This is a genomic window from Nostoc sp. DedQUE09, from assembly GCF_034530915.1.
GTDB lineage: Bacteria > Cyanobacteriota > Cyanobacteriia > Cyanobacteriales > Nostocaceae > Nostoc.
Genome location: NZ_JAVRCE010000015.1, coordinates 81,161 through 93,876, shown reverse-complemented (window position 1 = coordinate 93,876; position 12,716 = coordinate 81,161). Strand labels below are relative to the sequence as shown.

Here is a 12,716-nt window from a genome sequence, read left to right as displayed (position 1 = left end):
TAAGAGTACCAACGGTTTGTTATGTCTTCAAATGAGGTAACTATGGCTCGATATCAAGAAACTACACAGACTGAAACTCTACACCTACCTCCAACCATAACTTCCAGGGGCGTTGCTGCAACTGAATTACGTCCTTGGGGTGCTTTTACAGTTTTGGAAGAAGGGCGCGGATACAAAATTAAGCGCATCGAAGTTAAGCCTGGACACCGCCTCAGTCTACAAATGCACCATCATCGCAGCGAACATTGGATCGTCGTCTCTGGTACAGCTAGAGTAGTTTGTGGTGAGAAAGAAGTACTACTAAGCAATAATGAGTCAACATACGTACCCCAATGTACGTCTCATCGTTTAGAGAATCCTGGCGTGATCCCCTTGATATTGATTGAAGTCCAAAATGGCGAATACTTGGGAGAAGATGATATTATCCGCTACCAAGATGACTATGCCCGTACCAAAGATTAAAACCAAAAGAACGCAATTAAAGCTTTAATCCCAAAGCTAAATACATTTTTGTGTAAACCGTCTTTGTAAACGAACTACTACACCCCAGAAGTCCCTACCTAGTTAAGGTAGGGACTGAAGCATATTAGTGTTATAAATGTAGTAATAGCGATCGCGCTCATGCCTTGGATAATTTGGAATTTTGCACAGCAAGGGTCAACCTATCTGTAAAATGGAAGATGGGGTATTCAATTGCAAAAAACGAGTTCCATGATTCATCTGAGTCAAGCAGCCGTAAGTGAGATTGGGCGAATAAAGTCCAAGCAGCCAAATGTCTTATTTCGATTGGCAGTAAAACCAGGTGGTTGTTCCGGGTTCTTTTATGATATGTCCTTCGATGAAGCAATAAAAGTTGACGACCAGGTTTTTGATTTGGATGAGATTCAAATAGTCATAGATGGCGCAAGCTTAAATTACCTCAATGGTTTGAGAGTTGATTATTCAGAAGACTTAATGGGTGGTGGTTTTCGCTTCCACAATCCCCAGGCGATCGCTACCTGTGGCTGTGGCAATTCCTTCTCCTTGAGTCATTAGTGATTGAACAATTAGTCAAAAAACAGATGTTCAATCCTAAGGAAAAATAACAATTGACATAAAGCGATAAAAAAAGATATAATCAGGATTTGTTAAAACTTAGACCATAAGCAGCTTTACGCGCTGTAACTCATGCCAACAATACAGCAGCTAATACGAAATGAGCGCGAACAAGCGCGTCAGAAAACCAAGTCCCCTGCTCTGAAACAATGTCCCCAACGTCGGGGAGTTTGTACCAGAGTATACACGACCACACCAAAAAAGCCTAACTCAGCCCTACGCAAAGTAGCAAGAGTCAGACTTACCTCTGGATTTGAAGTCACAGCTTACATTCCAGGGATTGGTCACAACTTACAAGAACACTCAGTTGTGATGATTCGTGGCGGTCGGGTTAAGGATCTACCAGGCGTGAGATACCACATTATCCGTGGCACCCTAGATACAGCCGGAGTCAAAGACCGCAAGCAAGGCCGTTCCAAGTATGGAACCAAGCGTCCTAAAGAAGCGAAAAAATAGGATTAGGCGATTAATCGCATCCAACACGATTAATCGTCTACCTTAAAAACGCCCAAGGGCAAAAGAAGGAGCGCCGTCTTTGTTCTAAAGGTAGTGATGAAGGCTGCTAAAGTCAGTTTCAAAAAATCAAGCAAGCTACATCTACACTAAGCGAGCAAGTGTAGAAGTTCTGAGGAGGAAAATGCTGTAATCTACAGCTAATTTCTCAGCTGAACATTAAAGTTAATAATCTTGTCGCCTTGAGTATTTCGTTGCAGGTAGTTAAGTCAAACAATTCTTGATTTTAGACTTCGGCTACGCTCAGTCGAACGATTTGCGGTTTTGGATTGGTCGAACCCACAAGGGAATTAGGCTTACAAACTTTTGATTTGTTCAGATCATTGCGATCAGAATATATACCGAAAACTTTTAATCCAAAATTAAAAATCAAAAATCAAGAATTGGCAGTAAATTAAGTCAGCCTTGCTGCAACGGTCGAAAAAAATTGAGGAAGTCTGAGGGTTGGGTTCTACCGCTTTTAGTTTCCGGTGTCTGATAGCATATAATTTCGTTGCCAATTCCGAATTAAAGGTGAAGTATGTCTCGTCGTGGTGTTATTCAAAGGCGCCCAGTTCCGTCTGACTCCGTATATAACAGTCGCCTTGTGAGCATGATTATCAGACGGATCATGCGTCATGGCAAAAAATCACTTGCCGCACGCATTGTTTATGATGCATTAAAAACTATTGAAGAACGCACTGGTGCTGGTGCCTTAGAAACCTTTGAAAGAGCAGTGCGAAATGCCACGCCTTTAGTAGAAGTAAAGGCTCGGCGAGTTGGTGGAGCAACCTACCAAGTACCAATGGAAGTGCGTACAGAACGGGGCACGACCCTAGCACTGCGTTGGTTAGTGCAATATTCTCGGTCAAGACCAGGCCGTACAATGGCCAGCAAATTGGCAAATGAGTTAATGGATGCTGCCAACGAAACTGGCAATGCTATTCGCAAACGTGAAGAAACGCACCGGATGGCAGAAGCTAACAAAGCATTCGCACACTATCGCTACTAAGTAAAAAAGCGATATATCACATTGCCGAAGCGGTATATCGTAGATTTACAAAAAAAGACGGTTTTCCGTAAAAGTATAGAATCTTAACAAAGAGTAATATACAAGATATCATGAGGCAAAAACGATAGGAGGCACCTGTGGCACGCACGATCCCGCTAGAGAAAGTACGCAACATTGGTATTGCGGCGCATATAGATGCGGGCAAAACAACAACAACAGAGAGAATATTATTTTACTCTGGGATAATTCATAAAATTGGCGAAGTTCATGAAGGAACTGCCGTCACAGACTGGATGGAGCAGGAGCGGGAGCGGGGAATTACCATTACTGCCGCTGCAATCAGTACCAGTTGGAAAGATCATCAAATTAACATTATCGATACTCCGGGTCACGTAGACTTCACAATTGAAGTTGAGCGTTCCATGCGCGTGTTGGATGGTGTAATCGCAGTATTTTGTTCTGTGGGTGGCGTGCAACCGCAGTCTGAGACAGTGTGGCGTCAAGCAGAACGCTACAAAGTTCCTCGGATAGCCTTTATCAACAAGATGGATCGCACCGGAGCGAACTTTTATAAAGTTCACGACCAAATCCGCGATCGCCTGCGGGCCAATGCGATCGCTATTCAACTACCAATTGGTAGTGAAAATGACTTCCGAGGTATCGTTGACCTAGTACGGATGCGTGCGTATATTTACGCCAATGACCAAGGAACCGATATCCAGGAAACCGATATCCCGGAAGAATTGCAAGCGCAGGTAGAAGAACACCGCACCAAGCTAATAGAAGCCGCAGCAGAGACCGATGATGCTCTGATGAATAAGTACTTCGAGGGCGAAGAACTTACAGAACAGGAAGTTCGGACTGCCCTGCGGAAAGGCACAATTGCGGGGACAATTGTACCAGTACTTTGCGGTTCGGCATTCAAAAACAAAGGCGTGCAGTTGATGCTGGATGCCGTTGTCGATTACCTGCCAGCGCCAAGTGAAGTACCGCCAATTCAAGGCTTATTGCCCAATGGCGATACTGTTGAGCGGCGGGCTGATGACAACGAACCCCTAGCGGCTCTGGCATTCAAGATTATGGCTGACCCTTACGGTCGCCTGACATTTGTTCGTGTTTATTCTGGTGTTCTGAAAAAGGGCAGCTACGTTCTCAACGCTAGTAAGAATAAAAAAGAACGGATTTCCCGCTTAGTTCTCATGAAGGCAGATGACCGACAAGACGTCGATGAACTGCGAGCGGGTGATTTGGGAGCAGCTTTGGGATTGAAAGACACCTTGACAGGTGACACGCTTTGTGATGATGGATCGCCAGTAATTCTGGAATCCCTATTCATTCCTGAGCCTGTGATCTCGGTGGCGGTTGAACCCAAAACCAAAAACGACATGGACAAACTGTCCAAAGCTCTGCAATCTCTCTCAGAAGAAGACCCCACCTTCCGTGTCCGCGTCGATCCCGAAACCAACCAAACCGTGATCGCGGGGATGGGAGAGCTACACCTAGAAATTTTAGTAGACCGGATGTTACGAGAATTCAAGGTGGAAGCGAATGTAGGTGCGCCACAAGTAGCTTACCGAGAAACAATTCGGAAAGCTGTAAACAAAGTTGAGGGCAAATTCATCCGCCAAAGTGGTGGTAAAGGTCAATACGGTCACGTTGTGATCAATTTGGAACCTGGAGACCCCGGTACTGGCTTTGAATTCGTTTCCAAAATTGCCGGCGGTTCAGTACCTAAAGAGTACGTTGGCCCCGCAGAACAAGGAATGAAAGAAAGCTGTGAATCCGGTGTTCTAGCTGGATATCCATTGATTGACGTCAAAGCGACGCTAATTGATGGGTCATACCACGATGTAGACTCTTCGGAAATGGCTTTTAAAATCGCCGGCTCAATGGCGATGAAAGAGGCTGTGTTGAAAGCTTCACCCGTCCTCTTAGAGCCTATGATGAAAGTTGAGGTTGAAGTTCCTGAAGACTATATCGGGAACGTCATTGGCGACCTCATCGCCCGCCGAGGGCAGATTGAAAGCCAAAGCACCGAACAGGGACTTGCTAAGGTCGCATCCAAAGTTCCACTGGCGACCATGTTTGGCTACGCCACTGATATCCGGTCAAAAACGCAAGGTCGGGGTATCTTCACGATGGAGTTCAGCCACTACGAAGAGGTGCCTCGCAGCGTAGCTGAAACTATCATTGCAAAAAGCAAAGGGAACGCTTAGTTAAAATAAGGAAATGAGTATTCATGGCACGCGCAAAGTTTGAAAGGAATAAACCCCACATCAATATCGGTACAGTTGGCCACGTTGACCACGGTAAAACTACCTTGACAGCAGCCATCACCATGACCTTGGCAGCTATGGGTCAGGCTGTAGCTAAGGGCTACGACCAAATTGATAATGCCCCAGAAGAAAAGGCACGGGGTATTACCATCAATACCGCTCACGTAGAGTATGAAACTGCAAATCGCCACTACGCTCACGTAGACTGTCCAGGACACGCTGATTATGTGAAGAACATGATCACCGGTGCTGCACAGATGGACGGAGGTATCCTTGTAGTTGCTGCTACCGATGGGCCTATGCCCCAAACCCGCGAACACATTCTGTTGGCAAAACAGGTTGGTGTTCCCAGTCTGGTTGTCTTCTTGAACAAAGAAGACTTGATGGATGACCCAGAACTCTTGGAACTAGTGGAACTAGAACTGAGAGAACTGTTAAGCAGCTATGATTTCCCTGGCGATGATATCCCTATTATCAAAGGCTCTGGTCTGCAAGCTCTGGAAGCAATGACCAAGAATCCCAAGACCCAACGCGGAGAAAATCCTTGGGTAGACAAAATCTATGAACTGATGGATGCTGTAGATTCTTACATCCCCACACCTGAGCGGGATGTTGATAAACCCTTCCTGATGGCTGTAGAAGACGTGTTCTCAATCACAGGTCGTGGTACTGTTGCCACTGGTCGGATTGAACGGGGTGTAGTTAAAGTTGGCGATAACGTTGAACTAGTGGGTATCAGAGATACTCGCGCTACTACCGTAACTGGAATTGAAATGTTCAAGAAGAGTCTTGAGCAAGGTATGGCTGGAGATAACGCTGGCGTACTACTCCGGGGTATCCAGAAGGCTGATATTGAACGGGGTATGGTAATTGCCAAACCAGGTTCAATTAAACCTCATAATGAATTTGAAGGTGAAGTGTACGTCCTAACAGAAAAAGAAGGTGGTCGTAAGACTCCATTTTTCGCTGGCTACCGTCCCCAGTTCTATGTGCGGACAACCGATGTAACTGGCACTATCAAAGCCTACACTTCCGATGAAGGCAAAGAAGTAGAAATGGTGATGCCAGGCGATCGCATCAAGATGACAGTAGAATTGATCAACGCGATCGCGATTGAACAAGGAATGCGCTTCGCTATCCGCGAAGGTGGTCGCACCATCGGTGCTGGTGTCGTCTCCAAAATTATCAAGTAGCACCTTTTTGCTCATAACAAAGGAGCAGAGATGGTATAGTGCCTCTCTGCTCCTTTCTCTTCCTTTTTAATTAAAGAGAGTAGGGAGTAGGAAGAAGCCAAGCAATTTTGTCTCCCTTAACCCCCACTCCCCACTCTTGTACAGACGCGATTAATCGCGTCTCTCCCCATTCCCCATTCCCCTAATTACGCAGAACCTGGAAAATTAAAGATGGCAACTCTACAGCAGCAGAAAATTAGAATTCGCTTACAAGCTTTTGATCGACGCTTATTAGACACATCTTGCGAGAAGATTGTAGATACAGCTAACCGCACCAATGCTACAGCCGTAGGTCCAATTCCTTTACCAACAAAACGCCGGATCTATTGTGTGCTGCGATCGCCTCACGTAGATAAAGATTCACGGGAACACTTTGAAACCCGTACTCATCGCCGGATTATTGATATTTACCAGCCCTCTTCTAAGACTATTGATGCCTTGATGAAATTGGATCTACCATCAGGTGTAGATATTGAAGTCAAACTTTAATTTAGTCATTAGTACTCAGACAAACGACAAAAGACAAATACAATAGTATAATTTTTTACACAGCCCTGAAGAAATATATCTCAGGGCTTTTATTTAGCTAGGAAACAAATGATAGAATGTAGATAAAGTACGGGAAAAGCAGAGAAAAAGAAATTTTAAAGATTAAGTTTATACCAAGATAACAATGACATCATCTTCTAAAATTGCAGTTCGTGAACTACCTCTGTTCCCGTTACCCGAAGTAGTTCTGTTTCCTACCAGACCATTGCCTCTGCACATCTTTGAATTTCGCTACCGAATCATGATGAACACGATTTTGGAGAGCGATCGCAGGTTCGGTGTTTTGATGTTTGATCCAGTCAAAGGTACAATTGCAAACACTGGTTGCTGTGCTGAAATCATTCATCACCAAAGGCTACCAGACGATCGGATCAAGATGATGACTTTAGGGCAGCAAAGATTTCGTGTATTAGAGTATGTTCGTGAAAAGCCATATCGCGTTGGCTTAGTTGAATGGATTGAAGACCAACCACCGACTAAAGATTTGCGACCCTTATCAACTGAAGTAGAACAACTACTGCGAGATGTGGTGCGTCTGTCAGCTAAATTAACCGAACAAAATATTGAATTGCCAGAAGATTTGCCCGATCTACCGACAGAGTTATCTTATTGGGTAGCTAGTAATCTTTATGGTGTCGCCGCAGAGCAGCAATTATTGTTAGAAATGCAAGATACTGTGACTCGTCTAGAGCGGGAAGCAGAAATTTTAACTTCTACTCGGAATCACTTGGCAGCTCGCGCTGTTCTCAAAGATACATTTAGTGAAAAGTGAGGAGTTAGGAGTTAAGAGTGAGGAGTTAGGAAGAAAAAACAAAAATAAAAAATCGACAACTTATAAGTTATATTTACTAGCTGATAACTAGTAAATCTTAAATGATAACTCTTAACAAATAACTTCTAACTTTTTAAGTAACGGCCGCGATCGGTAAAACATTGTAAGCGCCAAGAATTTTTAAAATCTCTGTGTGGGTAGTTAATTCTGCTAAAGCAGATTGCATTTGTGCTTCCTTGACATCTGCTTCTAAATCCATGAAAAACAAGTATTCGCCTAGCGATCGCTTCGTCGGACGAGATTCAATCCGGCTGAGGTTAACCCCTAGTTGAGCAAATATTTGCAATGGTTTGACTAATGCTCCGGGTGTGTTGGCAGGCATACTAAAAGCCAGCGATGTGTGACTAGCAGGCGCTTTTGTTGCCTGGTATCCAGCGTCCAGTTCACCCTGACTTACTACCCAAAAACGAGTAAAGTTTTCTGGATAGTCGTTGATGTTACTGGCAAGTATCGGCAATTTGTAGAGTTGAGCGGCTCTACTAGAAGCGATCGCTGCTGTTGTTGTCTCTTGCTCCAATCGCTGTAGTGCTTCGGTTGTAGAATTGCTGGGAATAATCTGTACAGTCGGCAAAAACTTCTCTAACCATCCCTGACATTGTGCCAAAGCTTGCGGGTGAGAGTAAACAGTTTTAATACTATCTAAATTAGACGCACAAGAAATTAACATATGGGCAATGGGTAATACCAAAGCCAACTGAATTCGCAAACTGTCCAACAGCCAAAGTGTATCCAGTGTTGTAGTAACACTTCCTTCAATAGAATTTTCCACTGGTACAACAGCCAACTGCGCTTGACCATTCGCAACGGCATGCAGTGATTGGGAAATGCTGGGATAGGGGCATAATCTAGCTTCAATTCCCCTATTTTTGCTCAACCAGTTGGCATAAAAAATAGTTGCTTGTTCTGCATAAGTACCGGGAGGCCCTAAATGTGCGATCGATAAAGTCATACTTTTAGCCTTGAATTGCGAGTTTAATGCCTAAACAAAGATTATGATATTTTGGTTTGGCAAATATATCCAACATTTACTCTTACTAAACACTGTTATCTCTAAAATTTACGCACTAAAGGGATAGAAGGAAATATGTATCCAAGAAAACAAGTTATGGAAATTAGTCTTCTAGCAGATAGATTTCCTAGTAGTTTTTTTTACTAAATCCCTCTGAAGATTTAAGAGCAATGATATTGGTTTCTACCCAAATAAATAAGCATATTCTTGATTTTGTGTCAAGCGTTAAATCCTAATCTATATTTCTTGAACTCAGGATAGAATGAGCGCAACAACTTTTTGCTAATGACGTATAGCAGATAAGCAACAATCGTTTTTCTAGTCAATAAATTTTGTACTTTTCTAATAATCAGAACTAAGTTGTTAAAAAATATTAAAATTAAGAAACAGATATTTTTATTAGCTCATGGCTACCCGGTTTACTGCCTCCCAATCGGTTGAAATCGCTGTTCCAGAGCAGCCTATTCCCATTCAGCACTACTTGCGTCAGCCTCAACGTCTGGTTAAGGCTTTGGTTGACAATAGCCGGATTCAGCAGCTTTCTGAGGAAGTATTTCGTTTGAAAATGCGTCCGCTAACTTTTATGTCATTGAGTATTCAACCTACTGTAGACATGAGAGTCTGGGCAGAATCAAATGGAATAATTTATTTGCGATCGCTCAACTGTGAAATTTTAGGTTTCGAGTATATTAACCAGCGTTTTGCTCTCAATTTAAAAGGGTATTTGTCTCCCAAAGAATTTAGCACTGGCACTCGCCTGCAAGGAAAAGCTGATTTAGAAGTAGTGGTGGATTTTCCACCGCCATTTTCCTTTACTCCTAAGCCGATTTTAGAAGCTACTGGCAATGGTTTGCTTAAAAGTGTACTGTTGTCGGTCAAGCAACGGTTATTGAATCAACTTTTGACGGATTATCGCTACTGGGTGATATCACAAACCAAAGATAGAGGACTTGACAGTGATAGTACTGAATTACCAATCCTGAATGCTGAGTAATTTGTTAACAAACAGAATTCAGGAGTCAGGAGCCAGAATACCCTTTCAGGGAAGCAAGCTACAGAATTGAATTCTGTAATTAGTAGAAGGTCTGTAGCTTGCTTCCCACAGCTTATCCCCTACTAAACTAATTGATTCTGAATTCTGTATTCTTCTTCAATCACTCAACACTCAGACCTTTGATTTGGCAAGGACGAAAAGACTGACGATGTAGGGGCGAGGGCCCATATTGTTGCAGAGCCAGCAAATGCTGCTGGCTTCCATAACCCTTGTTACACTCTAGGCTGTACATAGGGTATTTTAATGCTAGGCGCAGTACCAGATCGTCACGCCAAACCTTGGCAACAATACTAGCAGAGGCAATAGCGAGCGATCGCTCGTCCCCTTTAACTATTGTTTGTTGCGGCAATAGCAAATCTTTGATTGACTGATTGCCGTCAATCAAGCAAAGTGCAGGCTGTACCTTTAACTTCAGCACAGCCCGCTTCATTGCTAACAACGTCGCTTGCAAAATATTTATCTTGTCAATTTCGGCAGTAGAAGCAAACCCAATTTTCCAGTCTATAGCCAGCGCACAAATTTGCTGCGCTAGTTGAGTTCTCCGAGAACTAGACAACTTTTTACTGTCTTTGATTTTAGCTGCCATCAGTATTGGCAAAGCGCGATCTGGTAAGATCACTGCCGCTGCCACCACAGGGCCAAATAGAGCACCTCGCCCTACTTCGTCCACACCTGCAACCAACCCTGGAATTTCTGACAAGGTAGAAAACTCCAACCAAGTGGATTGTTCCAAAGGCGTTGGCAATATTTCTACCATAAAGCAAATTAATTATCCTCGATCGCTGAGGAACGGCGGCGGCGGCGACGGCTGGCAGTGGCGCTGCTATTAGCTTCGCTTTCATCTGCGATTTCGTTCGCGGCGGCGGCTTTCGCAGACAAGCGTCCCGAAGAATTCACACTCAACTCCGATGGTTCAGTTGTCTCTTCGATCAAAGATTTCTGTTCTAGCTCAATAACTTTTGGTGTCGGTATTTTGCTTGCAGTTATTTCAGGTGTTGCCTTTTGGGCAATAGTGATTATTTCAGGTGTTGCTTTTTGGACAATAGGTGATTCTGAGGTTGATTCAATTGGGGTCGTTGGCTGTTGACCGGGCTGAATCACATTAATAATTACAGACTTGGTATTTTTCACCTCTTGCTCTAACTTCACCAACGGAGATATTCCCATTAAGGCAAATATATCCTGTTCTTGGAGGCTCATTTCTACAGTTCTAATCTCCGGTGGTTCTACCACTGGCTTAACTGGTTCTGCCTTGATAATTTTAGTGCGTTCTACTCTTTCACTCCAGCCTGGTTTACCAAGGGTGGGCGAGGGAATTTCTGGTGCAACTCCTAGTTCTGGTTCTACATCCAGGTCTAAATCTGGCTCGTTAACAAAAGCGAGGGGATTGGGAACAATCCGAGCTTCATCTTTGCCGTTTAATCCATTGACACCAATTCGACTGCGGCGAGTCCGGGTACGGCGCTTATCATTCAGTTCTTGATAACTAGGATGATTGATCAGATTTAGGTTGCTCAATTCCGAGTCGCCGTCAAATGCTTCCCCAAATCCATCATAAGTTTCTCGTGGTTCAGGAATGCGGGCAGATGGCTGACGTGGTTCTCGGTGAGGCAAGGATACAAAACGTTCGCGCTCTGGTGTCTCTGCCGGTATTGGCAATCGGTTTTCAATTTCTCCAGGCAGACGCACAGTATGTCCTAAACCGCCACAGGTGGGGCAAGTTTCACCAAACAATTCATAAATATTTTGACCCTGACGTTTTCGGGTCAATTCTACTAAACCAAGTTCGGTAAGTTGGGCAATCTGGGGACGAGCTTTGTCTGCTTTGAGTGCTTTATTAAAGTGTTCGAGTACTTGCAGTTGGTCGCGTCGCGATTCCATATCGATAAAATCAACGACGATCACCCCGGCGATATTTCGCAGACGCAACTGACGAGCAATTTCTGTTGCTGCTTCGCAGTTTGTCCACAAAACTGTTTCTCTAGCTGTTGCCGATCGCGTAAACGAACCAGAGTTAACATCGATTACGGTTAATGCCTCCGTCGGCTCGATGATAATGTAACCGCCAGAAGGTAGGTCTACCCTTGGTTTCAGGGCTTCTCTAATCGCAGCAGTGATGCGGAAGTATTCTAAAATTGGGGAGCGATCACGATGATGGTCAATTAACAATCCCTGCGGTGTTTGACCGCCACTCCAATTCTGCAAGTACTGTTTGACGCGCTTCAATCCAGTACTAGAATCTACAACAATCCGATTGACATCCGCGCCGTACATATCCCGCAATACGCGCTGGATAAAGTCATCGTCTCGGTTGAGCAGCGCTGGAGCACGGGTGGAATGAGCTTCCTGCTGAATGGCCTCCCATTGCTTTTGCAGCAACTCCAAATCTTCCATAATCGCTTCTTCGGGTTTGCCTTCTGCTTCTGTACGCACAAGCAAACCCATTCCCGCCGGCTTGACCAAAATCGCCAGCGCTCGCAAGCGGTTGCGCTCACTTTCACTTTTAATCCGTCGAGATAAATTTACGCCTCGACCGTAAGGCATCAGTACTACATAGCGTCCAGGTAAGGTGATATTACCCGTGAGCCTGGGGCCTTTTGTCCCCGTTGGCTCTTTCATTACTTGCACCAAAACTTTCTGTTGTGGTGTAAGTAGTTCTGTAATTGCTGCTGCGGTACGCTTGAGCTTCAATGGGCCCAAGTCGGTAACATGAATAAAACCGTTGCGCTCTGGGTCGCCAATATTAACAAAAGCCGCATCTATCCCAGGTAATACGTTTTCTACTACTCCTAAGTAGATATCACCTATTTGATGATGACCCGTAGCAACAACGAGTTCCTGTATTTGATCTTCAGAAAAAACCGCAGCAATTTGGTGCTGCTCCGCGATGATAATTTGTTTCGGCATTCAATTTCCTCAAAAATTGGCAGCACTTATAGGTTTGAGGTTTGTTGTATCAAGTCCGGTTAATTACTTAATAATTCAAAACTAATTGCGTCTCCGCGTCAGTTTTAATCACCAGTGTTTTCTCGGTTTGATATTATACTTTCGCTGCCCTCGCAACCCTCAAAAGGCGCTACTGATAATAAAAATCGCAAATCTGAGCTTCTAAGTTAAATAGCTATTGGCGCTCTTAAGAGCGTTTCTACGGCTGATTATTCCAGA

The 12,716-nt window shown here is 44.1% G+C and carries 12 protein-coding genes; 9 read left to right on the top strand and 3 right to left on the bottom strand.

All coding sequences use genetic code 11. From position 1 onward, the window contains the following. Positions 1–42 precede the first annotated feature (42 nt). From RMY27_RS12470 to RMY27_RS12435, 8 genes are all read left to right on the top strand, one after another. Complete coding sequence (locus tag RMY27_RS12470; RefSeq protein WP_322663555.1) at positions 43–462, top strand: cupin domain-containing protein; 420 nt, start codon at positions 43–45, stop codon at positions 460–462. 249 nt (positions 463–711) lie between these two features. Next, positions 712–1,035 carry an iron-sulfur cluster assembly accessory protein gene (locus RMY27_RS12465; RefSeq protein ID WP_322663553.1) on the top strand — a complete coding sequence of 108 codons (324 nt, stop codon included), beginning with the start codon at positions 712–714 and terminating at the stop codon, positions 1,033–1,035. Between the two features lie 132 nt (positions 1,036–1,167). Further along, complete coding sequence (gene rpsL / locus RMY27_RS12460) at positions 1,168–1,551, top strand: 30S ribosomal protein S12 (RefSeq protein ID WP_012410236.1); 384 nt, start codon at positions 1,168–1,170, stop codon at positions 1,549–1,551. A gap of 577 nt (positions 1,552–2,128) precedes the next feature. After that, positions 2,129–2,599, top strand: a complete 471-nt coding sequence (rpsG, locus tag RMY27_RS12455; protein WP_069070112.1) for a 30S ribosomal protein S7 — start codon at positions 2,129–2,131, stop codon at positions 2,597–2,599. 137 nt (positions 2,600–2,736) lie between these two features. After that, positions 2,737–4,815 (top strand): elongation factor G, encoded by a 2,079-nt coding sequence (gene fusA, locus RMY27_RS12450; RefSeq protein ID WP_322663551.1) that lies wholly within the window; start codon positions 2,737–2,739, stop codon positions 4,813–4,815. Between the two features lie 23 nt (positions 4,816–4,838). Then, positions 4,839–6,068 (top strand): elongation factor Tu, encoded by a 1,230-nt coding sequence (gene tuf, locus RMY27_RS12445; RefSeq protein ID WP_069070114.1) that lies wholly within the window; start codon positions 4,839–4,841, stop codon positions 6,066–6,068. Positions 6,069–6,278: 210 nt separating this feature from the next. Continuing rightward, the gene (rpsJ, locus tag RMY27_RS12440) at positions 6,279–6,596 is read left to right on the top strand and encodes a 30S ribosomal protein S10 (RefSeq protein WP_017320518.1); all 318 of its coding nucleotides are present in this window, start codon (positions 6,279–6,281) and stop codon (positions 6,594–6,596) included. A gap of 184 nt (positions 6,597–6,780) precedes the next feature. Further along, the gene (locus RMY27_RS12435) at positions 6,781–7,428 is read left to right on the top strand and encodes an LON peptidase substrate-binding domain-containing protein (protein WP_094349488.1); all 648 of its coding nucleotides are present in this window, start codon (positions 6,781–6,783) and stop codon (positions 7,426–7,428) included. Between the two features lie 133 nt (positions 7,429–7,561). On the opposite strand, the gene pheA is transcribed toward RMY27_RS12435, so the two are convergent. Further along, the gene (gene pheA, locus RMY27_RS12430) at positions 7,562–8,437 is read right to left on the bottom strand and encodes a prephenate dehydratase (RefSeq protein ID WP_322663549.1); all 876 of its coding nucleotides are present in this window, start codon (positions 8,435–8,437) and stop codon (positions 7,562–7,564) included. A gap of 466 nt (positions 8,438–8,903) precedes the next feature. On the opposite strand from pheA, the gene RMY27_RS12425 reads away from it, so the two are divergent. Next, entirely contained in the window at positions 8,904–9,491 is a 588-nt protein-coding gene (locus RMY27_RS12425) for a DUF1997 domain-containing protein (protein ID WP_322663547.1), read from the top strand. A gap of 160 nt (positions 9,492–9,651) precedes the next feature. Here RMY27_RS12425 and RMY27_RS12420 read toward each other — a convergent pair whose 3' ends face one another. Together RMY27_RS12420 and RMY27_RS12415 are read right to left on the bottom strand one after the other, a co-directional pair. Next, complete coding sequence (locus tag RMY27_RS12420; RefSeq protein WP_322663545.1) at positions 9,652–10,308, bottom strand: ribonuclease HII; 657 nt, start codon at positions 10,306–10,308, stop codon at positions 9,652–9,654. Between the two features lie 8 nt (positions 10,309–10,316). Continuing rightward, positions 10,317–12,458, bottom strand: a complete 2,142-nt coding sequence (locus RMY27_RS12415; RefSeq protein WP_322663543.1) for an Rne/Rng family ribonuclease — start codon at positions 12,456–12,458, stop codon at positions 10,317–10,319. Positions 12,459–12,716 lie beyond the last annotated feature (258 nt).

Coding starts and splice junctions, on each gene's coding strand:
- RMY27_RS12470 (WP_322663555.1), top strand. CDS start 43: ATGGCTCGATATCAAGAAACTACACAGACTGAAACTCTACACCTACCT.
- RMY27_RS12465 (WP_322663553.1), top strand. CDS start 712: ATGATTCATCTGAGTCAAGCAGCCGTAAGTGAGATTGGGCGAATAAAG.
- rpsL (WP_012410236.1), top strand. CDS start 1,168: ATGCCAACAATACAGCAGCTAATACGAAATGAGCGCGAACAAGCGCGT.
- rpsG (WP_069070112.1), top strand. CDS start 2,129: ATGTCTCGTCGTGGTGTTATTCAAAGGCGCCCAGTTCCGTCTGACTCC.
- tuf (WP_069070114.1), top strand. CDS start 4,839: ATGGCACGCGCAAAGTTTGAAAGGAATAAACCCCACATCAATATCGGT.
- rpsJ (WP_017320518.1), top strand. CDS start 6,279: ATGGCAACTCTACAGCAGCAGAAAATTAGAATTCGCTTACAAGCTTTT.
- RMY27_RS12435 (WP_094349488.1), top strand. CDS start 6,781: ATGACATCATCTTCTAAAATTGCAGTTCGTGAACTACCTCTGTTCCCG.
- pheA (WP_322663549.1), bottom strand. CDS start 8,437: ATGACTTTATCGATCGCACATTTAGGGCCTCCCGGTACTTATGCAGAA.
- RMY27_RS12425 (WP_322663547.1), top strand. CDS start 8,904: ATGGCTACCCGGTTTACTGCCTCCCAATCGGTTGAAATCGCTGTTCCA.
- RMY27_RS12420 (WP_322663545.1), bottom strand. CDS start 10,308: ATGGTAGAAATATTGCCAACGCCTTTGGAACAATCCACTTGGTTGGAG.
- RMY27_RS12415 (WP_322663543.1), bottom strand. CDS start 12,458: ATGCCGAAACAAATTATCATCGCGGAGCAGCACCAAATTGCTGCGGTT.